Source organism: Cupriavidus sp. NPDC089707, from assembly GCF_044748965.1.
In the GTDB taxonomy this organism is placed as follows: domain Bacteria; phylum Pseudomonadota; class Gammaproteobacteria; order Burkholderiales; family Burkholderiaceae; genus Cupriavidus.
Genome location: NZ_JBIVHB010000010.1, coordinates 200,925 through 225,927 on the forward strand (window position 1 = coordinate 200,925; position 25,003 = coordinate 225,927).

Annotated in this window: 21 protein-coding genes and 1 pseudogene; 12 read left to right on the forward strand and 10 right to left on the reverse strand. The window is 68.0% G+C overall.

The features are described from left to right. Positions 1–143: 143 nt before the first annotated feature. The gene (locus ACIP1U_RS18280) at positions 144–3,332 is read left to right on the forward strand and encodes an EAL domain-containing protein (RefSeq protein ID WP_400317433.1); all 3,189 of its coding nucleotides are present in this window, start codon (positions 144–146) and stop codon (positions 3,330–3,332) included. 79 nt (positions 3,333–3,411) lie between these two features. On the opposite strand, the gene ACIP1U_RS18285 is transcribed toward ACIP1U_RS18280, so the two are convergent. Continuing rightward, entirely contained in the window at positions 3,412–3,732 is a 321-nt protein-coding gene (locus tag ACIP1U_RS18285; protein WP_400317435.1) for a PadR family transcriptional regulator, read from the reverse strand. Positions 3,733–4,264: 532 nt separating this feature from the next. Here ACIP1U_RS18285 and ACIP1U_RS18290 point away from each other — a divergent pair. Then, positions 4,265–5,191, forward strand: coding sequence for a DMT family transporter (locus ACIP1U_RS18290; protein WP_400317437.1), 927 nt, complete (start codon positions 4,265–4,267; stop codon positions 5,189–5,191). A 4-nt stretch (positions 5,192–5,195) separates the two neighbouring features. Here ACIP1U_RS18290 and ACIP1U_RS18295 read toward each other — a convergent pair whose 3' ends face one another. After that, positions 5,196–5,501, reverse strand: coding sequence for a hypothetical protein (locus tag ACIP1U_RS18295; RefSeq protein WP_400317440.1), 306 nt, complete (start codon positions 5,499–5,501; stop codon positions 5,196–5,198). 54 nt (positions 5,502–5,555) lie between these two features. Further along, positions 5,556–6,029 carry a ferric iron uptake transcriptional regulator gene (fur, locus tag ACIP1U_RS18300; RefSeq protein WP_400317442.1) on the reverse strand — a complete coding sequence of 158 codons (474 nt, stop codon included), beginning with the start codon at positions 6,027–6,029 and terminating at the stop codon, positions 5,556–5,558. Positions 6,030–7,026: 997 nt separating this feature from the next. On the opposite strand from fur, the gene ACIP1U_RS18305 reads away from it, so the two are divergent. The 5 genes from ACIP1U_RS18305 (at position 7,027) to ACIP1U_RS18325 (ending at position 10,759) form a co-directional block, all read left to right on the forward strand. Next, positions 7,027–7,320: a DUF3649 domain-containing protein gene (locus tag ACIP1U_RS18305; protein WP_400317445.1), complete on the forward strand. Its 294-nt coding sequence runs from the start codon at positions 7,027–7,029 to the stop codon at positions 7,318–7,320. After that, a complete protein-coding gene (locus tag ACIP1U_RS18310; RefSeq protein WP_400317448.1) occupies positions 7,320–8,993 on the forward strand; it encodes a PepSY-associated TM helix domain-containing protein in 1,674 nt (557 codons plus the stop codon). The genes ACIP1U_RS18305 and ACIP1U_RS18310 overlap by 1 nt, the downstream gene beginning before the upstream one ends. Then, positions 8,990–9,349, forward strand: a complete 360-nt coding sequence (locus ACIP1U_RS18315; RefSeq protein ID WP_400317450.1) for a DUF3325 domain-containing protein — start codon at positions 8,990–8,992, stop codon at positions 9,347–9,349. Before ACIP1U_RS18310 ends, ACIP1U_RS18315 begins: the two co-directional genes overlap by 4 nt. 322 nt (positions 9,350–9,671) lie before the next feature. Beyond that, positions 9,672–9,968, forward strand: a complete 297-nt coding sequence (locus ACIP1U_RS18320; RefSeq protein ID WP_400317452.1) for a hypothetical protein — start codon at positions 9,672–9,674, stop codon at positions 9,966–9,968. After that, the gene (locus tag ACIP1U_RS18325) at positions 9,932–10,759 is read left to right on the forward strand and encodes a TonB-dependent receptor (RefSeq protein ID WP_400317455.1); all 828 of its coding nucleotides are present in this window, start codon (positions 9,932–9,934) and stop codon (positions 10,757–10,759) included. Before ACIP1U_RS18320 ends, ACIP1U_RS18325 begins: the two co-directional genes overlap by 37 nt. Here ACIP1U_RS18325 and ACIP1U_RS18330 read toward each other — a convergent pair. From ACIP1U_RS18330 to ACIP1U_RS18345, 4 genes and pseudogenes are all read right to left on the reverse strand, one after another. Next, positions 10,711–10,938: pseudogene (locus ACIP1U_RS18330) on the reverse strand (hypothetical protein); the annotation flags it as partial. The gene ACIP1U_RS18325 and the pseudogene ACIP1U_RS18330 sit on opposite strands and share 49 nt — an antisense overlap. Before the next feature lie 154 nt (positions 10,939–11,092). Beyond that, complete coding sequence (locus ACIP1U_RS18335; RefSeq protein WP_400317457.1) at positions 11,093–11,518, reverse strand: PRC-barrel domain-containing protein; 426 nt, start codon at positions 11,516–11,518, stop codon at positions 11,093–11,095. A gap of 173 nt (positions 11,519–11,691) precedes the next feature. After that, complete coding sequence (locus tag ACIP1U_RS18340; protein ID WP_400317459.1) at positions 11,692–12,777, reverse strand: porin; 1,086 nt, start codon at positions 12,775–12,777, stop codon at positions 11,692–11,694. Positions 12,778–13,199: 422 nt separating this feature from the next. Then, a complete protein-coding gene (locus ACIP1U_RS18345; protein ID WP_400317462.1) occupies positions 13,200–14,126 on the reverse strand; it encodes a LysR substrate-binding domain-containing protein in 927 nt (308 codons plus the stop codon). 191 nt (positions 14,127–14,317) lie between these two features. Between ACIP1U_RS18345 and ACIP1U_RS18350 the strand changes: the two genes are divergently transcribed. Continuing rightward, complete coding sequence (locus tag ACIP1U_RS18350) at positions 14,318–15,385, forward strand: DUF1338 domain-containing protein (RefSeq protein WP_400317464.1); 1,068 nt, start codon at positions 14,318–14,320, stop codon at positions 15,383–15,385. A 57-nt stretch (positions 15,386–15,442) separates the two neighbouring features. Here the strand turns inward: ACIP1U_RS18350 and fusA are convergent, their stop codons facing one another. Further along, positions 15,443–17,551, reverse strand: a complete 2,109-nt coding sequence (fusA, locus tag ACIP1U_RS18355; protein WP_400317467.1) for an elongation factor G — start codon at positions 17,549–17,551, stop codon at positions 15,443–15,445. A 245-nt stretch (positions 17,552–17,796) separates the two neighbouring features. Between fusA and ACIP1U_RS18360 the strand changes: the two genes are divergently transcribed. Further along, positions 17,797–18,426 (forward strand): response regulator, encoded by a 630-nt coding sequence (locus ACIP1U_RS18360; RefSeq protein ID WP_400317469.1) that lies wholly within the window; start codon positions 17,797–17,799, stop codon positions 18,424–18,426. Between the two features lie 74 nt (positions 18,427–18,500). Here ACIP1U_RS18360 and ACIP1U_RS18365 read toward each other — a convergent pair whose 3' ends face one another. Beyond that, positions 18,501–19,304, reverse strand: coding sequence for a FadR/GntR family transcriptional regulator (locus ACIP1U_RS18365; protein ID WP_400317472.1), 804 nt, complete (start codon positions 19,302–19,304; stop codon positions 18,501–18,503). Positions 19,305–19,416: 112 nt separating this feature from the next. Here ACIP1U_RS18365 and gudD point away from each other — a divergent pair, with 112 nt between their 5' ends. The 3 genes from gudD (at position 19,417) to ACIP1U_RS18380 (ending at position 23,025) form a co-directional block, all read left to right on the forward strand. Beyond that, a complete protein-coding gene (gene gudD, locus ACIP1U_RS18370) occupies positions 19,417–20,790 on the forward strand; it encodes a glucarate dehydratase (RefSeq protein ID WP_400317475.1) in 1,374 nt (457 codons plus the stop codon). A gap of 94 nt (positions 20,791–20,884) precedes the next feature. Further along, positions 20,885–21,910, forward strand: coding sequence for a Bug family tripartite tricarboxylate transporter substrate binding protein (locus tag ACIP1U_RS18375; protein WP_400317477.1), 1,026 nt, complete (start codon positions 20,885–20,887; stop codon positions 21,908–21,910). A gap of 104 nt (positions 21,911–22,014) precedes the next feature. Continuing rightward, entirely contained in the window at positions 22,015–23,025 is a 1,011-nt protein-coding gene (locus tag ACIP1U_RS18380; protein ID WP_400317479.1) for a Bug family tripartite tricarboxylate transporter substrate binding protein, read from the forward strand. A gap of 353 nt (positions 23,026–23,378) precedes the next feature. On the opposite strand, the gene ACIP1U_RS18385 is transcribed toward ACIP1U_RS18380, so the two are convergent. Beyond that, complete coding sequence (locus tag ACIP1U_RS18385; RefSeq protein ID WP_400317481.1) at positions 23,379–24,905, reverse strand: aldehyde dehydrogenase (NADP(+)); 1,527 nt, start codon at positions 24,903–24,905, stop codon at positions 23,379–23,381. Positions 24,906–25,003 lie beyond the last annotated feature (98 nt).

Genomic DNA, 25,003 nt, shown 5'->3' on the forward strand with positions numbered 1-25,003 from the left:
TGTGCCTTGTGCATCCGGCGCGGTATAGTGCCGCGTTATTGCAAGGCACGCAGCGCAAGACAAGTAGCCGTTTCCCGGACGCTGGCCAGCCTGCCGGGTTCCGTGGCAGGCGCGTCGCCGGCGCCGGACCGTTACCGAAGACCATGAGACTGACTGCGCTTCCTCCTGCCTTGCTGTCGCTGCTGGTCGCGGCAGGCGGGGCGCTGCTGACCGCGGGGGCGTGGCACCAGGTACAGCGGTTCGAGCAGCGGCTGGCCCAGCAGCATTTCGATGCGCAGCTGAGCCAGGCCAGCAGCGCACTGCGCGAACGCATGCTCGAGAACGAACGGCTCCTGCGCGGCGTGGCGGGTCTGATGACGGCCAATCCGGCAACTTCGCGCGCGCAATGGCGCAACTATCTCTATACCGCCCAGCTCGACGAGCTGCCGCCCGGCACGCAATCGATCGGCTACGCACCGCTGACGGCACCGGGGCAGGTCGAACCCCTGATCGCGGCCGCGCGCGCCGATGGCCTGGCCGATTATTCGATCCGTCCCGCCGGCCCGCGCAGCCTTTACGCACCCATCCTCTATGTGGAGCCGCTGGCGGGGCGCAACGCCCGCGCCGCCGGCTTCGACCTGCTTTCCGAGCCGTCCCGTCGTGCCGCGTTGGAAGCGGCGCGCGACAGCGGCGAGCCCCGGCTGACGCGCGGGCTGGATCTCGTGCGCGAGTCCGAGGCGATGGAGCGCCAGCGCGGCGCGCTGTTGTTCCTGCCGGTCTACGGTGGTGGCGTGGCCGCCAGCACGCTGGCGCAGCGGCGCGAGGCGGTGGTCGGCTATGTCTATGTGTCGCTGCGGCTGGGCGACCTGATGCGCGGGGTCGGTGCGCCGGCACTGGCGGACCTCGAGCTGTCGCTGCACGAGGGCACGCTTGCCGTGCCCGGTCCGATGCTGTCGGATACGGCTGGCACCGCGCAGCGCGATGACGGCAACGCCCCGCTGCTGCGCGGCGAACGCCAGTTCTACTATGGTGACGCTGCGTGGACGCTGCGTGCTGCCACGCGTCCCGCCTTCGAAGCAGCATATGGCCCGCGCCAGGCGTATGTCGTGCTGGCCGCGGGCGCGCTGGCCACGCTTGCGCTGGCCGGCATGACCTACGCGCTGGCACGCCAGCGCCGCACTGCCCGGCAACGCGAGGCCCAGACAGTCCACGCCGGGGAGGACGACAATGCCACCTTGCAGGCATGCATGGCGCAATCCGCTGATGGCTTTGTCCTCACCGATGCCAACGGCGTGGTCGTGCGTGCCAGCGAGCGCGCCGGCAAGCTGTTCGGCATCGCGCCGGCCGACCTGGTCGGCCGCAACCTCAATCTGCTTGCGCCTGGTGCCACCGGCGTCGCGGATGGTGCCGATGGCGCCGATGGCGCTGGCGTGGGTCGCGGCGTCGCGCAGCGCGAACTGACCGGTGTGCGCAGCGACGGCAGTCGTTTCCCGCTGCGCGCAAGCGCCGCGCAGCTGCCCGGCGCGGAGGGCGGCGCCCGCTGGCTGTGGGCAATCACGGACGTGGAGCCGCAGTACCGCGCGCAACAGGCCGCCGCGCACCAGGCGGCGCGCTATGCCGGCCTGGTCGACCATGCCAACTTCGGCGTCATCACCTTTGGCGACGACGGCGTGGTCACCAGCGTCAATGCCGCGGGCACCCGCATGCTGTGGTACGCCGCCGCGGAGCTGGTGGGCCGCATGCCGGTCACCGGCCTGCATCTCGCCGACGAACTGGCCGCGCACGCACGCGCGCTCAGCCAGGAGCTGGGCGAACCAGTGGCGGCCGGAATGCCCGCGCTGGTCGCCAAGGCGCGGCTCGGCCTGAGCGACGAACGCGAATGGACGTGGGTGCGCAAGGGCGGCTCGCGCTTGCCAGTGCAGGTATCCGTGTCGGCGCTGGCCGCGCAGCCGGACGGGTCGCCGGCAGGCTACCAGGCCATCGCCTACGACCTGACGGAGCGCCGCCGCGTCGACGAATACATCCGCCACCTGGCGCTGCATGACCCGCTGACCGGCCTGCCCAACCGTGCCGAGCTCAGCGAGCGCGCACAACCCGTACTGCTGCATGCGCGCCGTCATGGCGAACGCGTGGCATTGTTGCTGCTGGATCTGGACCACTTCAAGCACATCAACGATTCGCTCGGCCACCCGGTCGGCGACGACGTGCTGCGTACCATGGCCGACCGCCTCAAGGGCGCGGTGCGCCAGGGCGACCTGGTGGCGCGCATGGGCGGCGACGAATTCGGCGTGGTGTTGGGCGGTCTGCGCGCCGACAGCGAGGCCGAGCTGATCGCCGCCAAGATCCAGGCACGGGTCAATGAAGAACTGCTGGCCGGCGGGCAGCGCCTGCGCGTGACCCCGTCGATCGGCATGGCGGTCTTCCCCGACGACGGCGATTCGCTGACCGAGCTGATGAAGTCCGCTGACGCCGCGGTCTATGCCGCCAAGCAGGGCGGTCGCGCGCAGCTGTGCCGCTTTGCCGCGTCGATGGCTGAGGCCTCACTGGCGCGCTTCACCATCGAGGGCCTGCTGCGCCGTGCGCTGAGCGGCAACGAATTCCGGCTGCGTTACCAGCCCATCGTCGAAACCGCCACGAAAGCGATCACCGGCGTCGAGGCGCTGATCGCCTGGGAGACACCCGAACGCGGCCCGATGCAGCCGTCTGAGTTCATCCCTATCGCCGAGCAGAGCGGCCTGGTCGCGCAGCTTGGCGAATGGACGCTGGCCACCGCCTGCCGCGAGATCCAGGCGCTGCGCCAGGCGCTGGGCCGCGACATCGAAGTGGCGGTCAATATCTCGCCGCTGCAGTTGCGCCAGGCCGGCTTCCCGGCCACCGTGGCGCGCTGCCTCGAGCAGGCCGGCCTGCCGCCGCGGCAACTGGTGATCGAGGTCACTGAAGGCATCCTCGTCGACGGTGGCGAGACCACCATCGAAACCTTCCGCCGGCTGCGGGCGCTTGGCGTGGCGCTGTCGATCGACGATTTCGGTACCGGCTATTCGGGCCTGAACTACCTGACCCGGCTGCCGATCGACCGGCTCAAGATCGACAAGTCCTTCGTCGACGACGTGGCCACGCCTGGCCACGACCAGGCGGTGGCTGCCGCGATCATCGCGCTCGGGCACCAGCTGCACCTGAAGGTGGTTGCCGAAGGGGTCGAAACCGCGGCGCAGTTCGAGTTCCTGCGGTCGCAGGGCTGCGACGGCGTGCAGGGCTTCCTGTTCTGCCAGGCGGTGCCGTCGCAGGCCTTGCGCCAGCTGATGGAGATCGGCCTGGAAACGCCGCCGGCCGACCAGGCGTCACCGCGGCAATAGGCCGTCCGCGCCGGACCGCAACCCCGCAGAAACGGGTACGCTCAGTCTCGGTGAACGAAGTGAGGAACGCGCGGATCGGTCAGGTTTCGCGCGGAATGCCGGGGGTGGGAACGTCGGCGTGCAGGCGGCGGTACAGTTCGTCGATGCGCTGGCGGCTGGCGGCCAGCTCATCGCGGCCGCGCTCGGTCAGTTGATAGACGCGGCCGATGCCGTCGCGCAACACGCTTTCGAGGTAGCCCTCCATCTGCAGGGCGCGCAGCAAGGGACGCACGGTGCCGATGTCGACCTGAAAGCCGTACTCCAGCAGCATGTCGGCGAGCGTGGCCACCGTGGCGGGGACTTCCAGGGCAAATTGCAGGACGTAAACGCGGGCAAGCAGGCCAAGGAACTGTCGTTTCATGAAATCTGGCAACGCGGCAGCCGTCCCGGCGGTTGACGCGGACGGCGAGCTGGATGTTCGGGTTTGCAGACGTTGTGCCGGCAAACGCAGCAGCGGTGCCGGAGCCGGGATTTTACGGTGCCATGTGTGTCTTAAGAGTCACTTTAAGTGACGCGGGCAAAAAAGAAGCCGCCAGGGTTCCTGGCGGCTTGTCGGGAATGCGTCGGAGGGGTCAATTAACTCTGGCGCAGACCAGAGTTTAATTTAATTGAATACGGATTGTCACCTGTCTGATTCGGCACCCCCCTAGGGAGGGGTATGGGTGCAGGCAGTTCGAAAGGAATGCCGGACAATTGTCTGCCATTGTGCCCAAAAAGGTGCGCTAATGTGAGGTAGATCCGTCAACTGCAGCGAAAAAGCGACGGCTAAAGTGCGGCATGAATCGCATGTAAACGGATTCAGACGTCCGGATCCGGCTTGCGTCCCTGCCACCACGGGCGTCAAATCGCGACACCCCACCTTGCCGTGGCGCCGCAGTACGCCACCGCCTTCCATGAAACCCGCCGATCTTGCACGCCTGCTCGCGCTGGCCGCCATCTGGGGCGCCAGCTTCCTGTTTATCCGCATCGGCGCGCCGGTGCTCGGGCCGATGCCGGCCGCCTTCCTGCGTGTGCTGATTGCCGCCGTCACGCTGGCTGCGTGCCTGCCCATGCTGGGCCTGCGCTGGGACATGCGCGGCAAATGGCCGGCGGTCCTGGTGCTGGGCGTGACCAATTCAGGCATTCCATTCACCATGTACGCGGTGGCGGCGCTGTGGCTGCCGGCGGGCTATTCGGCGGTGTTCAATGCCATGACGCCGCTGATGGGCGTCATGATCGGCGCGCTGGTCTTTTCCGAACGGCTGACGCGCGCCAAGGCGCTGGGCGTGATGTTGGGCGTGGCGGGCGTGGCGGTGCTGACGCGCACCGGCCCCGTCGCTTTCTCGACCGAGTTGCTGCTCGGCGCCCTGGCTTGCCTGGTGGCGACCGCCTGCTACGGCCTGTCCGGCTTCCTGGCGCGACGCTGGATCACCCAGCGCGGCGGCCTGGACAGCCGCCTGATTGCGGCCGGCAGCATGGTCGGCGCGACGCTGTTCCTGCTGCCGTTTTGCGCGGTTGCGCTGTGGCGCCACAACACGCTGCCCGATGCCGGCGCTGGCGTGTGGTGGGCCATGGCGGGTGTCGGCGTGCTCTGCACGGCGCTGGCCTATATCCTCTATTACCGGTTGATTGCCGACCTTGGCCCGGTGCGCTCGCTGACCGTGACCTTTTTGATTCCGCCATTCGGCATTGTCTGGGGCGCGCTGTTTCTGGGGGAAGCGCTGTCATGGGCCCATGCCGTGGGCGGCGCGCTGATCGGCCTGGCGGTGTGGCTGGTGTTGCGGCCAGTGGCCGCCGACGTGCCGGCGGCTGCGGCGGTGCGGGCGGCCGCGAAGCGCTGAGCTGTCAGCAAGCCGCCCTTGAGCGCGCCGCCGTTACCGTCCCCGCCCTCGTCCCCGCCCCAGTTCCCGCGGCGACGTTGTACTGCTCCCGCACCATCATCACCACGCGGCGCGCCTGGCGCCAGTGACGGACGGCGTCGGCCTCGGTGCGTTCGGGGAAATCGACCTCGGCACTCCAGTTGCAGCCGGTGTGGTCGGGCCGGTGCACGCACACCGTCCGCAGCTGGCAGTCATGGCAGCCGGGTTCCTGCCTCAGGTACACGCTGAGCAGGCGTTTCAGTTCGGAAAGCGGCTTGGTCAGGCGCTCCATGATGGCTCCGTCAGGGCGCGGCATCGATATTGCCAATGCGGACCTCGGGCGTACTCAGGCTTGCGTGGGCAGCGCCGCGGACATGTGCGATTCGTCCGCCGCATTGGCACGGCACTCGGGGCAGACGCCGTACAGCACCAGCATGTGCTCGCGCAATACAAAGGCGTTGTCGGCGGCTACCTGGCGCTGGCGCTGCTCGATGCTCTCGTCGCGGAATTCTTCCACGCGGCCGCAGGCAACGCAGATCAGGTGGTCATGGTGGCCGCCTTCGTTGAGTTCGAACACGGCGTGGTCGGACTCGAAGGTGTGGCGCAGCAGGATGTCGGCCTGCACCAGTTGGTTAAGCACCCGGTACACAGTAGACAGTCCCGCATCCTCGTCCTGGGTCAGCAGGATGCGATAGACATCTTCCGCACTGAGATGGCGCCGTGCGCTGGTGCGGAACACTTCAAGGATCCGCATCCGTGGCGACGTGGCCTTCAGGCCGGCGCGCTTGAGGTGGATCGGGCTGGACCGTTCGGATGACATGGCGGATGACATTGGGATGCTGCGATTGCCCCACGGCGGGCAGGGCGGTACCGTGCCCGGCGCCGCGCACAGGCGGCGTCGATGGCTTGGCGGGATATTCAGGATGGAGCGCCAGGGCCGGCCGCGCGCGGCGCTGGCGTCCCTGGCGGCGCGCCGTACCTGCACGACGCGCTGAATAAAAAGGCGGCCTGGCTTGCCTCCGGAAGACGCGATCGGGAAAGCGGGGTCTGGTTGCTTTCCCGATCTTCCTGAGACTGGCTACTGCCAAACGCTCCGCGTGACGGAGCGGTCCCCACAAAAGTCGGTGTCGGATGCCGCGTGGGATTGCCACGTTGCGGCGTCCGGAAATTCTGTGCCTGCCAGTGTTCTGGCCAATGCCGCTTGCCGCGGCGGCCTTCGGTGCTGGCCGGGCTGCCTGGGTGGTGAAGCACCGTGCGTCAGGCAGTGATCGAATAGTAAATGGGAATCGATCTCATTACAAGGAAAATTTTCGCAGGCTTCGGATTTTTTGGACGTTGTCACTTGGGGCAGGGCTAACGGACAGGCCACTCGCGAGCCGAACCGATCGTGCCAGTGGCGAACGCCAGGCCTGCGGCCGCGGCAAGCGCTGCGCTGTAGGCATCGGCGGAGGCATTGCGCGCCAGCAGTAACTGGTTCTGCGCGAGGTTGGCGTCTGTGACGGACCCCACGCCCCAAGCCGGATGCCGAGACGGTGGTGCGCAATGCGCGATCGTCTTTGCGCATTCCGACGCGCAGAACCTTCATGGCGCCCGAACTTCGACGGGACTGCCGGCACGCCAATTCGTAAGTCCTGCAGCAGCGACTATGTTTCTAATGTATGTCATTGAGAATATTAATGAGAATTGTTATCATTCATAACGATTTCGATCCACGTTCTCGTCATGCGTCGCACCCCTCGCCGTCGTCCGGCCGGCCGCTCAATACCTTCGTTCCTGCCACGCGCGCACACCCTGCATGACGCGCCGGAGGCCGGCACATGAGCAAGGCCCATTCCATCGGCTGGCGCTACCGTGCGGGCGTCGCATCGCGCGCGGTCGCGGCGATCGGCGGTGGTTATGCCCTGGCTGCGCTGTCGACCGCCGCGCTGGCGGTGTCGCTGCCGCTGCCGCGCGCCGAGGCCGTGACCGCCGCGACGCTGCTGTCGTTTGCCGTCTATGCCGGCGCGGCGGTCTGGGTGTTCGCGGTACGCAACGCATGGCGCGCCTGGGCCGGCCTGGCCCTGCCGGCCTTGCTGCTGTGGGGATTGCTGGCGTTGGGGCAGGGTGCGTGATGCGAACAGGTTTCCGGCAATCGATGGCGTGGCTGCACACCTGGACCGGCCTGCTGGTGTGCTGGGTGTTGCTGCTGATGTTCTGCGGCGGCACCGCCAGCTATTTCAAGGACGAGATCTCGCTGTGGATGCGCCCGGAGCTGCATCGCAATGCGGCGGCCGCTCCTGACGTGCCGGCGGCGCAGGCGACGGAAGGTGCGGTGCGCTACCTGAACAGCGTGGCGCCCGATGCCGCGCGCTGGTCTATCTCGCTGCCCGATGAGCGCCAGCCCTATGCCAGCGTGCTGTGGGTCTACCAGCCGGGCAAGGGGCCGCGCGATGCCGAGGGCAAGCCGCGGCGCTTCGACACGCGCCTGCTCGACCCCGCCACCGGCGCGCCGCTGCAGGCCGCGCGCGAGACCCGCGGCGGCGAGTTCCTCTACCGGCTGCATTTCGACCTGCACTACATGCCGGCCAAGTGGGCGCGCTGGATTGCCGGTTTCTGCGCCATGTTCATGCTGGTGGCGATCGTCAGCGGCGTGATCACGCACCGCCGCATCTTTGCCGATTTCTTCACCTTCCGCCGTGGCAAGGGCCAGCGCTCCTGGCTCGATGCGCACAACGCGCTGGCGGTTCTGGCGCTGCCGTTCCACCTGATGATCACCTACACCGGGCTGGTCACGCTGCTGTTCATGTACATGCCCTGGGGCATCGAAGCGGCGTATCGTGGCGACCAGCGTGGCGATCCGCGCGGCGACCAGCGCGCGTTCCAGGCCGAGGCAATGCAGCGGCCGCCGCAGCGCAAGCCGGCCGGCACACCGGCCGAGCTGGCGCCGGTCGGCGCGATGGTGGCGCAGGCGCAGCAGCGCTGGCAAGGCGCCGAGCCGCAGCGCGTGGTGGTCAACCTGCCGGGCGATGCCAATGCCACCGTCTCCATTACCCGCGCCGAGCCGCGCGCGTTGGCGCACGTTGCGCCGACGCTGGAGTTCTCTGGCAAGGATGGCACCCTGATGCAGGGTTATGCCGAAGACCAGCCCGGCGCGGAACTGACCCACAGCGTCATGACCGGCCTGCATATCGCCGGCTTCGCCTCGCCGGGCCTGCGCGCGCTGTTCTTCCTGTGTGGGCTCGCCGGCACGGCCATGGTGGCGACCGGCGCGATCCTGTGGGCGGCGCGCACGCGCCAGCAACAGGCCAAGGCGATTGGCGCGGGCGCACGCCCGAGCGTTGGCCTGCGTCTGGTCGAGGCGCTCAACATCGGCGCCATCGCCGGATTGCCCGTCGCCTTTGCCGGTTACTTCTGGGCCAACCGGCTGTTGCCGGCAGAGATGCTGCAACGCCAGGAAACCGAAATCCGCTGGTTCTTCATCGCCTGGGGCGTGTGCGCGCTGCTGGCGCAAGTTCGCCCGACCGGCGCGATGTGGCGCGTGCAACTGTGGGCCGGTGCGCTGCTGTTCGGCGGCATTCCGGTGCTCAATGCGCTGACCACGGATTCGCACCTGGGCGTGACGCTGCTGCAAGGCCGGGGCCCGGCTGCCGTGGCGGGATTTGACCTGGTCACGCTGGCGCTGGGCATCGCGCTGGGTGCCGCGGCGTGGATGACGGGACGCCGCCAGCCCGCCGCACGCAGCCCGCTCCAGGCGCGCGCGCAGGCACGCGGCGCCAAGGTGGCCGCTGGCCAGGAGGCCGCATGAGCGCGCTCGCCATGGTTGCCGCCTTGGCCTTGTCGATGGCCGGTTTCGTCGCGCTGGCGCTATCGCTAGAACGTCATCATGCCGACCTGCACGGGCGCGGCAGCGTGCAGGCGCCGGCCGCGGTGCTGCGGCTGCGCGCTGCGGGGGCGTTGGCGCTGGCCTTGGCCTGGTCGGTCCATATCGGCGCCGACGGCTGGCCGCTGGGTACGGTGTCATGGCTCGGCACGCTGACGGCCAGCGCATTTGCCGTGGCGCTGGGCCTTTCCTATGCGCCGCGTGTGGTGCAGCGGCTGCTGCCGGGCATGGCCGGCGTCGGCGTGGCCGCGCTGGCCGGCGTCCGCTTGTTCGCTGGCTGAGGATGCCGTCCTGACCGAATCCCTTGCCGTTGCCGCCGTCGCAAGGCGGCAACGCGCATCCTGTCGTCCAGGTTCTCCGGAGTTTTCCTGTGCATTCCCATCTCGACCTGCGCCACCCACGCAGCCGCTGCCGCCGTGCCGCGCGCATGACCCTGCATCCGCTCGTCGCCGCGATCGCACTGGCATTGCCGGCGCTGGCCATGGCGCAGGCCAGCGAGGGCGCTGCCGCTCCCGATGTGGCGGAGCTCCCTGCAGTGACCGTCAGCGCCAGCGGCGATGCCGACCAGGCGCCGCCGCCGGCAATTTTTCCGAGACTTTCGTCGTGCGCGGCTTCCAGCTCTCCGGCGACGACATCGGCTACAACGGCCTGTTCGGCATCGCGCCGCGCCAACTGGTGGCGGTCGAGGGGCTCGGCCGGGTCGAGGTGTTCCGCGGTGCCAACGCCTTCCTCGGCGGCGTCAGCCCGACCGGCACCGGCCTGGGCGGCTCGATCAACCTGGTGCCGAAGTACGCCACCGATGCGCCCACCGATGCGCCCACCGATGCGCCCATCACGCAGGCCACCATCTTGTCGGCGGCAACATGGCCGACCCCGGCGTCACCGGCCGCACCAACCTGAGCAGCTACGCGATCTCCGATACGCTGTCATTCTTCGACGAGCGCGTGCTGCTGACCGGCGGCGTGCGCCACCAGACCATCAAGGTGCGCGGCTACAGCTACGCCGGCGTGCAGAACGCCGACTACAACGAATCGGCGACCTCGCCGGCCTTTGGCCTGGTGGTCAAGCCGCTGCGCAATGTATCGCTGTACTACAACTTCATGGAAGGCCTGGCGCAAGGCCCGACCGCGCCGAACACGGCGCTGAACGCGGGCCAGGTGTTCGCGCCGATCAAGAGCAAGCAGAACGAGGCCGGGATCAAGTGGGATGCGGGCAAGGTCGCCACCACGCTGGCGATCTACGAGATCAAGCAGCCGGTCGGTGTGACGCAGAACGGCGTGTTCTCGGTGTCCGGCGACCAGCGCAACCGCGGCATCGAGCTGAGCGGCTTCGGCGAGCCGCTGCGCGGCGTGCGCGTGATTGCCGGCATTGCCTATATCGACAGCAAGCAGACCAATATCGGCGTGGCCACGACGGAGGGCAGGCATGGCGTGGGCGTGCCGAACTACACCTTCAACGCCAGCGCCGAATGGGACCTGCCGTGGCTGGCGGGAGTGACCGTGTCGGGCCGCTACCTGCAGACCGGCGCGCAGTATGCCGATGTCGCCAACCGGGTGCGGGTGCCATCGTGGAACCGCTTCGACCTGGGCGCGCGCTACAGCTTCAAGACAGCGCAGCAGCGCTACACGCTGCGCGCCGCGTGCGCGCCGGGGTGCTTGCCTCCGATGATGGATTTGTCGGCGTCGTTATAGAAGTAATGCAGCGCCTCGCGCCAACCGATCCAGATCGGCTGGCGCGAGGTCAACATGATGCGGATTGCGGTCTTCAGGCCGTGGGGCCACGCTTGCGGCGGCCCCAGCGGGGTGGCGGACCAGTCGTGCGCGCGGATCAGCGCGCCCATCTCGCCGCCTCCGGCCAGAAAGCCAGGCATGTCTGCGGAGGCACTGCCGCTGGCCGTGGCGGGCGCTTGCGGCACGGTGCCGTCGGGTCTGCTCATGGTGGTCTCCCGAGCCGCGCCGGCGTTGCACCGTGCGTCTCGCAAGACTTTGCCTAGCCTGGGGGGCAACGCAAGCCGGCAAAACGGCCTACAGCGGCGGGCTCATCCAGTACGGGTCGCGCCCGTAGTACTCATGCAGCGACTTGCCCCACTGCGGATCGGCCATGGCCGGCCAGCTGTCCTTGTTGAAGCCGGGCGCGGACTTGATGCGATCCGCCGTCACCGCAATCCGGAAGCACTTTTCGTCGGTGTCCATCACCAGGGCGTTCCACGGGATGGCGTGCAGCGTGTCGCCAATGCCGAGGAAGCCGCCGGTGGTCAGCACCGCGTAGGCGATGCGGCCGTGTGGCACGTCCAGCATGATCTCGGAGATCTTGCCGACGTGTTCGCCGTCGGACGAGTATGCCTTGGTACCGTCCAGGCTGGATGCCGCCATGACTTCCGGACCGGGGCCTTCGCCCACGCCCGAACCGACGATGGCCGCGCCTTGACTGCTGGGAGTTTGGGTTTGCATGTTGGGCTCCTTGTGCCATTGAACGCAGGAACATGGGGCGTGCGCAATGACCATGCCTGACCCGCAAGCAGCCACACACAGGGCTGCGCAAGGCCGTCGCATCGCGTTCGGGCACGCGGCAACGTAATTCTTTCGCGCCGGATTGCAAAAAAGGCGCGTCGGGACGGCCGCGTTCAGAACTGGTGGCGCATCCCCAGCATGACGCCCACGCGCGTGCTGCTGTCCACGCCGGCGGCCGGGGTGCCGGCCCAGTATTCGGTCTCGCGGCCGACCGCGCCGCCGCGCGCATGCACGGCGTCCGCTTCCAGGTACACGCTGGTGCGTTTGGACAGCGCGTAGTCGGCTACCACGGCAATGCTGTCGGCGTTGCCGCTGCCGAGCAGCGCCGGCACGTCCTGGAACTGCGTGGTCACGCTGTCGCCCTGCCAGTAGCGGTAGTAGGCGCCGGACAGGTGCAGCGCGGGCGTGAGCTGGTAGCCCAGGCCGGCAAAGGCGATGTTGAAGCGCGCGTCGCCCGCCGATTCTCGCCGCCCCATGTGGCCGAGGTATGCGGTGGCCTTGCCGAATGCGTACGAACCGCCGACCGAATAGTTGCGCACCGAATTGCTGCCGTCGTCGCTCTTGCGCTGGTCATAGGCCACGCCCAGCGCGAGCGCGCCCTGCTGGTACATCACGCCGCCGCCCAGGGTGGTGCCGCGGGCCAGGCTGCCGCGCTGCTCGCCCACGCCATAGTCCAGCTGCACGGTCAACGGGCCGATGGCGCGCTTGTAGACCACGCTGTTGTCGATGCGATAGTCCTGGAAAAAGATATCGCCGCCGATATACAGCGGATCGGACCAGAAGTTGCCCCAGCCCTGCGCCAGCGGGTTGAAGGCCCAGCCGATATTGTTCAGCGCGTTGTACTGGCGCCCGACGGTCAGGCTGCCCCAGTCGCCGCTCAGTCCGACGAAAGCCTGGCGGCCGAACAACGCGTTGTAGCTCACGCGGCCATTGTCGCTGCCGATGCCGGCCTCGAACTGGAACAGCGCGCGGTTGCCGCCGCCCAGGTCTTCGTCGCCCTTCAGGCCGAAGCGGCTGCCGACCAGGCCGCCGGAGACCAGCGCGGCCTGGTCGTTGTGGTGTCCGTCCAGGTTGGACGTATAGCGCACCGCGGAGCTGACGATGCCATACAGGGTCACGCCCGGCTCGGCGTGGGCAGAAGGGGCGGCAGCGGACAACAGTCCGGTCGCCAGCAGCCAGGGGCTGGCTGTCTTGCGCATGGATTTCCTCCGGAAAGCGGATTCCGGCCGGGCGGGTGCGGCACCGGCATGGATCCGGGCAGGCCAGCTGGCCTGCGGGTTCCAGTCGCGCGCGGGAGCGCGCGGGTCGTCTTCGGGCGCGCGCATGGGTACGCGCGGCCCGGGCGAAGGGCGAAGCGGGCGGCGAAGCCAGGAGGCGGCGAATGCCGGCAGCGGGGCCGGGCAAGCCAGTTGCGGCGCTGTCGGACAGCGCCACGGGGGTGGCCCGAAGGCCATGGGGTAGGTTCGCCGGCGCCCGCTTCGCGGTCATGCCGGCAACTGCCGGCGTGACGTATCAGGCTGGTTCCGGGTCGGTCCCGGGGCGGCGAACAGGCGCTAGTTTACCCTGTCCGCGCGGGCATTCTGAAAAAGTGCCGCATCAGGCGCCGTGCGGATGGGTCTCGTCAGGCGTCGGACGCGTCGACCGGAATGTCGCGCGACAGGCCCAGGATCCAGCCGCGGAACGCCGCCAGCGCCTCCGATTCCGGCCGCCCGTCGGGGTAGGCGAAGTAGTAGCCCTGGTGCTCGTCCAGCATGCCGGCGAGTGGGATCACCAGTTGGCCGGTCTGCAGTTCGCGCTCGATCAGCAGTCGTGGCGCCAGGCCGATGCCGAGCCCGGCGGCGGCGGCGGCCGTCATCATCGTGAACAGCTCATAGCGCGGCCCGCGCGAGGCCGCGAGGCTGAAGTCCCAGCCCTGCGCCGCGTACCAGTCGCGCCAGGCGTTGGCGCGCGTGCTCAGGTGCAAGTGACGGCAGCGTGCCAGGCTGGCGGCATCGGTGACGGGATGGTCGGCATGGTCGGCGAGGAAGGCCGGGCTGCACACCGGCACCATGCCGCCTTCGCGGAAGATCACGCCGCCGCGCGTGCCGGGCCAGAACTGGTCGCCGAAATAGATGGCGGCGTCGTAGGCGCACTCCTGGAACGAAAACGGCTGCGAGCGCGCCGACAGGTTGACGGTGACGTTGGGGTGGCGCCGTGCAAAGTCCGGCAGCCGCGGGATCAGCCACTGCGTGGCGAAGGTGGGCACCACCGCCAGTTCCAGCGTGTAGCCCATGGCCCGGCCGGTGCTGATTTCCAGCGTGTCGCGCTGCAGGTGGTCCAGGTGCCGGCGGATGCGCGCGGCATATTCGCGCCCGGTCTCGGTCAGCTCCAGGCGCCGCCGCACACGCGTGAACAGCGCCACGCCCAGGCGTTGTTCGAGCTGCGCCACCTGCCGTCCCACCGCACTGTGCGTCAACGCCAGCTCGGCTGCGGCGCGGGTAAAGCTGCCCAGCCGCGCCGAGGCCTCGAAGGCTTGCAGCGCGCCCAGGTTGGGGATGTCGTTTCTCATGGGGCGGCGGGGAAGGAAGTCCGACAGTATAAACAGCGGCGCGGCACCGGACGTCGTGCGCCAGGCGCACAACGTTGTGCGCAAAGCGCGCTTGTGCGGGGGCTGCGCGGGCCACTATCCTGCCCCGCAGGTCGTTGACTTATCGCCCGCCGGGGCGGAAGCCGGTCCGCGACGCCTACCTTCAAGCGCCCATGTCATCCAATATCTCCACGCTCCTCACCGCCAATGTCGGCGCCGCCCGCGCCGCGCAACTGATGTCGCTGGTCACGCTGCCGCCCAGCCTGCCGCAAGACCCGCAAGACCCGCAAGACCCGCAAGACCCGCAAGACCCGCAAGACTCGAAAGGCCGCGCCACCCGCGCCGAGATCGCGCAGGCGCTGAACATGGTGCTGTTTGGCGGCATCCTGGATCGCGTGCCGACCGGTCGCGCCTACACCGACGATGTTGCCGCCGCCGGCGGCACGGTTACTTTCGACCACGGCGCGCTGCGCACCGTCAAATGGCGCGATAACGGTGCGTTGCCCGAAGGCGAGGCCGCTTTTACCCGTATCCTGCGCCCGCTGGGATACGTGCTCAACGGCACCTATCCGCTCGACCGCATCGGCATGACCGGGCGCTCGTACGCGCACGCCGACGCACCGGAAGACATTGCCCAGTTCTTCGTCAGCGAATTCCACCCGGAGCGCTTCAGTGAAGACTTCCGCGCCGCGGTCAGCCGCGTCACCGGCAGTTCCGTCGATCCGCTGACGCCGCGCGCGCAGACGCTGCTGTGGCAACTGGAGCGCGACGGCGCGCTGGCAGTGGCCGACGGCGCTGAACTGGTCGGCCTGCTGGTGCCTTGCTTCGAGCGCCAGCACGCCGCGCCGCGCCTGGCTGACTACGAAGCGCTGCTGCGCGAATCTGCCGAAATGGCGTGGATCGCCACCGAAGGCAATGCCTTCAACCACGCCACCGACCGCGTCGACGATGTGTTCGCGCTGGCCGAGCAGCAGAAGCGGCTGGGCCGGCCGATGAAGGACAAGGTGGAGGTGTCGGGCAGCGGACGCGTCAAGCAGACGGCGTTTCGCGCCGATACCGTGCGCCGCACGTTCGTCGGTGCGCAGGGCGAGTCCGTCGAGCGCGAGGTGCCGGGGTCGTTCTATGAGTTCATCACGCGCGAGCGCTTTGCCGAAGCGGAAGCTGTGCCGCAGCGTTATGACCTCGGGTTCGATGCGGGCAACGCGCAGGGGATTTTCAGGATGACCGCGGCGGCGTGTTGAGCCGTAAATTGAGTTCTCTCTCTCCCGCTTGCGGGAGAGAGAGAGAAGCCAACGCGATTACCCCAGCTTCTTCGCCGAAATCACCGCTTCGGCTACGTTGGCCGGCGCCTCGGCATAGTGCTTGAACTCCATGGTGAACGTCGCGCGCCCCTGCGTCAGCGAGCGCAGCGTGGTCGAGTAGCCGAACATCGTCGCCAGCGGCACTTCGGCGCGCACGATCTTGCCGCCGCCACCGGCAATGTCTTCCATGCCGTGCATCATGCCGCGGCGTGACGACAGGTCGCCCATCACGTTGCCGGTGAACTCCTCCGGCGTTTCCACCTCGACCGCCATCATCGGCTCCAGCAGCACCGGCCGGGCCCGGCGCATGCCTTCCTTGAACGCTATCGAGCCCGCCATGCGGAAGGCGTTCTCGTTCGAGTCCACGTCGTGGTACGAGCCGAACACCAGCGTGGCCTTGATATCGACCACCGGATAGCCCGCCAGCACGCCCGCCTGCAAGGTTTCGCGGATACCCTTGTCCACCGCCGGGATAAACTCGCGCGGCACCACGCCGCCCTTGATCGCATCGACGAATTCGTACCCGGCGCCGTGCGGTGTCGGCTCCAGGTTCAGCACCACGTGGCCGTACTGGCCGCGGCCGCCGGACTGCTTGATGAACTTGCCCTCCACGTCCTTGACCGCCTGGCGGATGGTCTCGCGGTAAGCCACCTGCGGCTTGCCCACCGACGCTTCCACGTTGAACTCGCGGCGCATGCGCTCGACCAGGATTTCCAGGTGCAGCTCGCCCATGCCCGAGATGATGGTCTGGCCGGATTCCTCGTCGGTCTTCACGCGGAACGACGGGTCCTCTTGCGCCAGGCGATTCAGCGCAATGCCCATCTTTTCCTGGTCTGCCTTGGTCCTGGGCTCCACCGCCTGCGAGATCACGGGTTCGGGGAAGCTCATGCGCTCCAGGATGATGACCTTGTCCGGATCGCACAGCGTATCGCCGGTGGTCGCCTCCTTCAGCCCGACCGCCGCGGCGATGTCGCCGGCGCGCACTTCCTTGATCTCCTGGCGCACGTTGGCATGCATCTGCAGGATGCGGCCGAGCCGCTCGCGCTTGGACTTGAGCGGGTTGTAGACGGTATCGCCGGAATTGACCACGCCCGAATACACGCGGAAAAAGATCAGCTGGCCGACGAAGGGATCGGTCATGATCTTGAACGCCAGCGCCGAGAACGGCTCGTCGTCGCTCGGATGGCGCTCGGCCTCGCGGTCGTCCTCGGTGTGGCCGAGAATGGCCGGCACGTCGGCGGGCGAGGGCAGGTAGTCAATGACCGCATCGAGCATGCTCTGCACGCCCTTGTTCTTGAAGGCACTGCCGCACAGCATCGGCACGATCTCGTTGGCGATGGTGCGTTTGCGCAGGCCACGCTTGATCTGCTCTTCGGTCAGCGCCTCACCCGACAGGTAGCGCTCGAGCAGGGTCTCGTCGGCCTCGGCGGCGGCTTCGACCATCTTGTCGCGCCAGGCCTGCGCGGTCGGCAGCAGCTCGGCCGGGATCTCCTGGTACTCGAAGCGAACGCCCTGGCTGGCATCGTCCCAGACGATGGCCTTCATCCTGACCAGGTCGATCACGCCCAGGAAATGGTCTTCCGCGCCGAGCGGGATCTGGATCGGCACGGCACGCCCCTTGAGGCGGTCGGCGATCTGCGCCTGCACGCGGAAGAAGTCCGCGCCGACGCGGTCCATCTTGTTGACGAAGGCGATGCGCGGTACCGCGTACTTGTTGGCCTGGCGCCAGACCGTCTCGGATTGCGGCTGCACGCCGCCGACCGCGTCGTAGACCATGCAGGCGCCGTCGAGCACGCGCATCGAGCGCTCGACTTCGATGGTGAAATCGACGTGTCCCGGCGTATCGATGATGTTGATACGGTGTTCGGGGTAGTTGCCGGCCATGCCTTTCCAGAAGGCGGTGGTGGCAGCCGACGTGATGGTGATGCCGCGCTCCTGCTCCTGCTCCATCCAGTCCATGGTGGCAGCGCCATCGTGCACCTCGCCCAGCTTGTGGTTGACGCCCGTGTAGAACAGGATGCGTTCGGTCGTCGTGGTCTTGCCGGCGTCGATATGCGCGCTGATGCCGATGTTGCGGTAGCGCTCGATGGGGGTCTTGCGGGACACAGTGTTCTCCTGGGTACACCTCCCGAATAGAGTAGCACCACTGGACCTTTGCCGTTGCCCCTGCCGCACGCAGGGGAACGCGCGCGCGGCGCGTGGTCGTGCACGCAACCCGCTGCGCAGCGTCTGAGGCGGGCGCTGCAATACCTTGCGGAATCCTCCCATCCTGCGCGCCGCCGTGCCTCCCTATACTGGGGCTGCATCGCGCCGGCCGATGCCCCGACATACCCATTCACGCGAATCGATGCATGACCACCATCCTGATCGTTGACGACCACCCGGCGATGCGGCTGGTTCTCAAGACCCACTTGCTGCAACTGCTCGGCGTCGATGAAGTGATCGAGGCCGACAACGGGCAAAGCGCGCTCGAGCTGGCACGCGCGCGCATGCCCGACCTCGTGCTGCTCGATCTCGACATCCCGCGCTCGAGCGGCCTCGAACTGGCGCCGCGCCTGCGGGCGATCCATCCGCAGGTGCGCCTGCTGGTGGTGACGGCGCTGGACCCGGCGGTCTTCGTCAGCCGCGCGTTGCAGGCCGGCGCGCAGGGCTTTGTCAGCAAGACGCAGGACCTGAAGGAAATCCTGCGCGCGGTCGAGTCGGTGCTGGCCGGCTATACCGTGTTCCCCGCGATGGGGCGAGATGGCGGCTCGCGCCATGCCGTTTCCGCCGACGACGAGATGTTGCGCCGTCTTTCCGACAAGGAACTGGTGGTGCTGCAGATGCTGGCGCGCGGCATGTCGTACAAGGCCATCGGCGCCAGCCTGTTTATCAGCAACAAGACCGTCAGCAGTTACAAGGCGCGCATCATGGCCAAGCTGCAGGTGTCGTCGCTGGTGGAGCTGGTCGACTTTGCGCGCCGCTGCCGCCTCTCCTTGTAGGCGCCGGCCGCCGGCCATTGTTCAGACATCGTATGACTAGCGGCGCCCAGACGCCCTTGGGTGGCGTCCGGGCGTCAGGCCTGCGCGGTGCCCGAGCTCGAGCCCGAGGCCTTGCGCAGCCGCTCGCGGCTGTTGGTCAGGTGCATGCGCATTGCCGCCTTGGCCGCGTCCGGGTCGCGGCGCTCGATCGCGTCGTAGATGTTCTCGTGTTCGAACTGGACGCGTTCCAGGTACTGCTCGCGTTCCGGCGTATTGACCTGCAGCCGGCTGCGCGGGATCAGCATGGTGCCCAGGTGGCCCATGAGGTCGGTGAAGTAGCGGTTGCCGGTGGCGTGGGCGATGGCCAGGTGGAAGGCAAAATCGCTGTCCACCGCATCGCTGCCGGCCCCGGTATTGCGCTTGAGTTCGTCCAACGCCTGGCGCATGGCCGCCAGCTGGGCGTCGCTGCGGCGCGCTGCGGCCAGTCCGGCAGCCTCCGCCTCGAGACTGACGCGGAATTCCAGCATCGCCATCACATCCATGGCGGTTCCCAGCGTATCCGGCCCGATGCGGAACGGCGAGGGCGCTTCCGCCGCCCGCGCCAGCACGAACGTACCGATGCCGTGGCGGGTCTCGACCAGGCCGCTGGCCTGCAGCCGCGACAAGGCCTCGCGCACCACGGTGCGGCTTACGCCCTGCGTCGCCATGATTTCCGATTCGGTCGGCAGCTTGTCGCCGGGCTTGAGCTGGCCCTGGCGGATCTCTTCGGAGAGTGCCTGTACCACTTCCTCGGCCAGGGTGCGGCCGCGGCGGCGCAACGGCAGGCTTGCGCCAGCGTTGGGCGCACCGGCGGCAGCGAGGGACGGATCGGGCAGGGCAGAGTTGCGTGCGGTAGGCATGGCGGATACGGGCGGGGTTTCCCGGACTTGACCGGTTCGAGATGGCCTTATTATACTGGGTTATCAGTCATACGATGACCGATAACATAGCAATGCCGGAGACCAGACCCGAATGACCCATTCCGCCACTTCCGCGGCCCCCGCCACGTACGCCGGTGCCGGCCAGACCCCCGTGGTGACCGAACTCACCGTGGTGCCCGTGGCCGGGCACGACAGCATGCTGATGAACCTGTCCGGCGCCCATGGCCCGTACTTCACGCGCAATATCGTGATCCTGCGCGACAGCGCCGGCCACACCGGCGTGGGCGAAGTGCCGGGCGGCGAAGGCATCCGGCAGACGCTGGAAGATGCCCGCCCGCTGCTGGTCGGGCAGCCCATCGGTCAATACCAGGCCATCCTGAACCGCGTGCGCGCCACCTTCGCCAGCCGCGACGCCGGCGGCCGCGGCCTGCAGACCTTTGATTTGCGCATCACCATCCACGCCGTCACTGCGCTGGAGTCGGCGCTGCTCGACCTGCTCGGCCAGCACCTGGAGGTGCCGGTGGCGGCACTGCTGGGCGAAGGCCAGCAGCGCGACGCCGTAGAGATGCTGGGCTACCTGTTCTATGTCGGCGACCGCCAGCGCACCACGCTGGACTACCGCACCGAAACCGATGCCGACAACGCCTGGTTCCGCCTGCGCAATGAAGTCGCAATGACGCCCGAGGGGGTTGTCCGCCTGGCCGAGGCCGCGTACGAACGCTATGGCTTCAACGACTTCAAGCTCAAGGGCGGCGTGCTGCGCGGCGAAGAAGAAATGCAGGCGATCCTGGCGCTGGCCGAACGCTTCCCCAAGGCGCGCATCACGCTCGACCCCAACGGCGCCTGGTCGCTGGCCGAAGCCGTGCGCCTGTGCCGCGACAAGCGCGGCGTGCTGGCCTATGCGGAAGACCCGTGCGGTGCCGAGGACGGCTATTCCGGCCGCGAAGTGATGGCCGAGTTCCGTATCGCCACCGGCCTGCCCACGGCAACGAACATGATCGCGACCGACTGGCGCCAGATGGGCCATGCGGTGCGCCTGCAGTCGGTCGACATCCCGCTGGCCGATCCGCACTTCTGGACCATGCAGGGTTCAGTGCGCGTGGCGCAGATGTGCGCCGAATGGGGCCTGACCTGGGGCTCGCACTCGAACAACCACTTCGACATCTCGCTGGCGATGTTCACCCACGTGGCCGCCGCCGCGCCGGGCCGCGTCACCGCCATCGACACGCACTGGATCTGGCAGGACGGCGAGAACCTGACCAAGTCGCCGCTGAAGATCGAGAACGGCCTGGTACAGGTGCCGAAGACGCCGGGATTGGGCGTGGAACTCGACATGGACGCGCTGGGCCGCGCCCACGCCTTGTACCAGAGCAAGGGCCTGGGCGCGCGCGACGATGCCATCGCCATGCAGTTCCTGATTCCCGGCTGGCAGTTCAACAACAAGGCGCCCTGCATGGTGCGCTGATCCGGACACCAGTCCGGTCCGACATGCACGGCGTGCCGCCGCGACGGCGGCGCGCCGGTATCGACAAGACATAAAGACATAGCAGGAGACAACGATGTATCCCTTCCAACGCACGGGCGCGCTGCGCCCGCAAGACTGGCTGCGCGCGGTTGCCGTAGGCTCGGTGCTGACGGTCGCGGCGCTGGCCGCGCTGGCGGCGGGCAACGCCCAGGCTGCGCAAGACTGGCCGCAACGCCCGGTCTCGGTGGTGGTGCCGTTCCCCGCGGGCGGTTCAACCGACACCATCGCGCGCATGCTGACGGCGCCGCTCAATGAGAAGCTGGGCCAGCCGTTCGTGGTCGACAACAAGCCCGGCGCGACGGGCGCCATCGGCGCGACCTTCGTCAAGCGCGCGCCGGCGGACGGCTACACCATGCTGGTGGCGTCGATCGGCGTCTTTGCCGTCAATCCGTTCCTGCAGAAGAACCTGGGCTACGACCCGGTCAAGGACTTTGACCTGCTGACGGTGGCGGTGCGCGCGCCCAATGTACTGGTTGCCAATCCGCAATTTCCGGCGAAGAACGTGCAGGAACTGGTGGCGCACATGAAAAAGAACCCGGACAAGGTCAGCTTTGCCTCGTCCGGTGCGGGTTCGTCCGACCACCTGACCGCGGCGCTGTTCTGGCAGAAGACCGGCACCGACGGCCTGCACGTGCCGTACAAGGGCGGCGCGCCGGCCATCTCCGACCTGCTCGCCGGCCAGGTAGATGTGTCGTTCCAGAACATCAACGCGGTGCTGCAGCACATCCGCACCGGCAAGCTCAAGGCGCTGGCGGTAACGGCGGACAAGCGCTCGGCCGTGCTGCCCAACGTGCCGACCATGGCCGAGGCCGGGGTCAAGGAAGTCGAGGTCTATTCCTGGCAGGGCGTGGCCGCGCCGCGCGGTCTGCCCGCCGATGTGAAGACGCGCCTGCATGGCGCGCTGGTCGGTGCGCTGAACGATCCCAAGATGCGCCAGAAGTTGTCGGAGAACGGCTTCGAGGTGGTCGCGAACACACCCGAGCAGTTCAGCCAGTTTGAAGCGCAGGAACTGCAGCGCTGGAAGACCGTGATCGAGAAGGGCCGCATCGTGCTCGACTGAGCGCAACAAGGCACCGACTCTACCTGACCAACACACCGATAGCGCCGGCCGCCGCACGATCACCGTGCCGTGCCGGCGCATTGCAACAACAACGGAGACACAACATGACCCAGGGACGCCGCACTTTCCTCAAGCACACATCCGCGCTGGCCGCGGGCATTGCCGCCGGCCCGCTGGCCGGCCTGGCCACCGGCGCGAACGTTGCCCATGCCGCGCAGCCCGCCTGGCCGACGCGCCCGATCCGCCTGGTGGTGCCATACACCGCCGGCGGTTCGTCCGACATCATCGCGCGGCTGATCAGCAAGCAGCTGGGCGAGGCGCTGGGCCAGTCCGTGGTGGTCGACAACAAGCCCGGCGCCAACGGCAACGTCGGCGCGGCACTGGTCGCGCAGGCCACCGACAACCACACGCTGATGCTGTGCGATATCGGCGCGCTGGCGATCAGCCCCTCCGTCTATACCAAACTGACCTTCAATATCGCCAAGGACCTGAAGCCGGTGACGATGCTGGCGTACTCGCCGCACCTGCTGGTGGTGCATCCGTCGGTGCAGGTCAGCAGCGTGAAGGAACTGGTCGAGCTGTCCAAGCGCAGCCAGCTGAACTTTGCCGTGACCGCGATTGGCAGCGCGCCGCACCTGGCCGGCGTGGCGGTGGAGCAGGCCACCGGCGCGAAGTGGCAATACGTTCCGTACAAGGGCGGTTCGCAGGCGATCGCCGATACCGTCGGCGGCAGCGCGCAGGTGCTGATGAACGGCATGCTGGCCACGCTGCCGCATGTGCAGTCGGGCAAGCTCAAGCTGATCGCCCAGTCCAAGCGCACCCGTATGCCGCTGCTGCAGAACGTGCCGACCATTGCCGAGCAGGGCGTGCCCAACTTTGAGTCGGGCACGTGGCAGGGCGTGATGGCGCCGGCCAGCATGCCCGATGCGCTGGTGACGCGGATCAACGCCGAGCTGATCAAGATCATCCGCGCGCCGGACCTGCGTTCGCAACTGGTGGCGCAGGGGGCTGAAGTGGTGACGATGACGCCGGCCGAGACCGGCAAGTTCTTCGTTGCCGAGCAGGCGCGCTGGGCGGGCGTGGTGAAGCAGGCGGGGATCAAGCTGGAGGCTTGATTCGCAGGGATCTTCGCCCCCGACACCCGCAGGGGCGCTGGCCCGCGTGTTGAACGCGGGCCGTTTGTCCTTGCGCGGGCGATTCAAAGCAAAAAGCCCGCACGAGGCGGGGCTTGGTTGCTGACAAAGTCAACGTCTGCGAATGTTGTCTCCCCTCTCCCATTTTTGGGAGAGGGGCAGGGGAGAGGGCAGGAGCTGCCACGAAGTGAGGCGCCACTGTGCTTGCCATGCGCCAGCCCTCTCCCCCAGCCCCTCTCCCGCAAGCGGGAGAGGGGAGCAAACAGCCTGGCATTTTCCCTTTGTCAGCAATCTGGTCCGCACAAGGCGGGGCCAGCCACTGCAAGCGGCTGCGCTTATCCCTGCAGTGCCGCCGGCAGCAATCCCTGCGGCAGGTTCTGGTAGCAGACCGGCCGCAAGAAACGATCGATCGCCGTGGCGCCGACCGAAGTCGAGCGCACGTCCGACGTCGCCGGGAATGGCCCGCCATGCACCATGGCATAAGCCACTTCCACCCCGGTCGGATAGCCGTTGCATAGCACGCGCCCGGCCTTGCGCTCCAGCACCGGCAGCAGCCTGCGTGCGGCCTCATGGTCGGCATCGTCGAGCTGCATGGTGGCGGTGAGCTGGCCTTCGAGCTCGCGCGCCAGCGCGAGCATTTCTTCCTGGTCGCGGCACACCACCAGCACGGTCGACGGCCCGAACACTTCGGCCTGCATGCGGTGGTCGGCCAGGAACTGCGCGGCGGTGGTTTCGAATATCACCGGACGGGCCTGGTTGACACCCGTGGCGGCAACGCCGTCGCCGATGCGCTGCAGGCCATCCAGCGACGACAACTGCGCCACGCCTTTTTCATACGCGGCATGGATGCCCGGCGTCAGCATGGTCGCTGCCGGCTTGCCGCCCAGCGCGTCGAGTGCCGCGGTACGGAACTGGTCAAGCGCCGGGCCATCGATGCCAATCACCAGGCCAGGGTTGGTGCAGAACTGTCCCACGCCCAGCACCAGCGAATCGACCAGCTGGCGGCCGATCTCGGCGCCGCGCGCCTGCAGTGCGGCGGGCAGCAGGAACACCGGGTTGATGCTGCTCATCTCGGCGTACACGGGAATTGGCTGCGGACGAGCGTTGGCTGCCTGCATCAGCGCTAAGCCACCTGAGCGCGAACCGGTGAAGCCAACCGCCTGGATTGCCGGATGCGACACCAGCGCCGTGCCAACGACATTGCCCGCGCCCACCAGCAGCGAGAACACGCCCTCCGGCAGGCCGGCGTCCTGCACGGCTTTCTGGATCACGCGGCCGACCAGTTCGGACGTGCCCAGGTGCGCAGAGTGCGCCTTGACCACCACCGGGCAACCGGCGGCCAGCGCCGAGGCGGTGTCGCCGCCCGCGACCGAGAAGGCCAGCGGGAAGTTGCTCGCGCCGAACACCGCCACCGGGCCGATGGCGATGCGTTGCATGCGCAGGTCGGGGCGCGGCGGGGTGCGCTCGGGCAGCGCGGCGTCGAAAGTCGCCTCTTGCCAGCGGCCTTCGCGCAGCACAGTCGCGAACAGGCGCAACTGGCCCGCCGTGCGGCCGCGCTCGCCCTGCAGGCGCGCGATCGGCAGGCCGCTTTCCTGGTGCGCGCGCTCGATCAGCGTGTCGCCCAGCGCCTCGATGCCGGCGGCGATCGCTTCCAGGAAAGCCGCGCGCTGCTCGGACGAGGTATTGCGATAGGTGTCGAAGGCCGTTTCGGCCAGCGCGCAGGCGCGCTCGACGTCGGCCTGGCCGCCGCCGTGGAAGTCGGGGCCTAGGACTTCACCCGTGGAGGGGTTGATAGCCTGCAGCGTCGATTGGTCGCCGCGCACGGCTTGCGCGCCGATCAGCATGTCGCCGGTGATGTGCATGGAAGGGTTCCTAGTCAGCGTTTGAGTGTGGCAGAAGAGGACAAGCCGGCCGGAGGGCAAAGTGCCCCGCGGCCGGCCTGTCGCTGTGCATGGCAGGA

Bases quoted from the DNA above. Each gene is read 5' to 3' on its own strand.
- ACIP1U_RS18280 (WP_400317433.1), top strand. From the start codon at position 144: ATGAGACTGACTGCGCTTCCTCCTGCCTTGCTGTCGCTGCTGGTCGCG.
- ACIP1U_RS18385 (WP_400317481.1), bottom strand. From the start codon at position 24,905: ATGCACATCACCGGCGACATGCTGATCGGCGCGCAAGCCGTGCGCGGC.
- ACIP1U_RS18295 (WP_400317440.1), bottom strand. From the start codon at position 5,501: ATGGAGCGCCTGACCAAGCCGCTTTCCGAACTGAAACGCCTGCTCAGC.
- ACIP1U_RS18285 (WP_400317435.1), bottom strand. From the start codon at position 3,732: ATGAAACGACAGTTCCTTGGCCTGCTTGCCCGCGTTTACGTCCTGCAA.
- ACIP1U_RS18315 (WP_400317450.1), top strand. From the start codon at position 8,990: ATGAGCGCGCTCGCCATGGTTGCCGCCTTGGCCTTGTCGATGGCCGGT.
- ACIP1U_RS18290 (WP_400317437.1), top strand. From the start codon at position 4,265: ATGAAACCCGCCGATCTTGCACGCCTGCTCGCGCTGGCCGCCATCTGG.
- ACIP1U_RS18310 (WP_400317448.1), top strand. From the start codon at position 7,320: ATGCGAACAGGTTTCCGGCAATCGATGGCGTGGCTGCACACCTGGACC.
- ACIP1U_RS18360 (WP_400317469.1), top strand. From the start codon at position 17,797: ATGACCACCATCCTGATCGTTGACGACCACCCGGCGATGCGGCTGGTT.
- ACIP1U_RS18305 (WP_400317445.1), top strand. From the start codon at position 7,027: ATGAGCAAGGCCCATTCCATCGGCTGGCGCTACCGTGCGGGCGTCGCA.
- gudD (WP_400317475.1), top strand. From the start codon at position 19,417: ATGACCCATTCCGCCACTTCCGCGGCCCCCGCCACGTACGCCGGTGCC.
- ACIP1U_RS18340 (WP_400317459.1), bottom strand. From the start codon at position 12,777: ATGCGCAAGACAGCCAGCCCCTGGCTGCTGGCGACCGGACTGTTGTCC.
- ACIP1U_RS18365 (WP_400317472.1), bottom strand. From the start codon at position 19,304: ATGCCTACCGCACGCAACTCTGCCCTGCCCGATCCGTCCCTCGCTGCC.
- ACIP1U_RS18335 (WP_400317457.1), bottom strand. From the start codon at position 11,518: ATGCAAACCCAAACTCCCAGCAGTCAAGGCGCGGCCATCGTCGGTTCG.
- ACIP1U_RS18375 (WP_400317477.1), top strand. From the start codon at position 20,885: ATGTATCCCTTCCAACGCACGGGCGCGCTGCGCCCGCAAGACTGGCTG.
- ACIP1U_RS18325 (WP_400317455.1), top strand. From the start codon at position 9,932: ATGGCCGACCCCGGCGTCACCGGCCGCACCAACCTGAGCAGCTACGCG.
- fur (WP_400317442.1), bottom strand. From the start codon at position 6,029: ATGTCATCCGAACGGTCCAGCCCGATCCACCTCAAGCGCGCCGGCCTG.
- ACIP1U_RS18350 (WP_400317464.1), top strand. From the start codon at position 14,318: ATGTCATCCAATATCTCCACGCTCCTCACCGCCAATGTCGGCGCCGCC.
- ACIP1U_RS18345 (WP_400317462.1), bottom strand. From the start codon at position 14,126: ATGAGAAACGACATCCCCAACCTGGGCGCGCTGCAAGCCTTCGAGGCC.
- ACIP1U_RS18380 (WP_400317479.1), top strand. From the start codon at position 22,015: ATGACCCAGGGACGCCGCACTTTCCTCAAGCACACATCCGCGCTGGCC.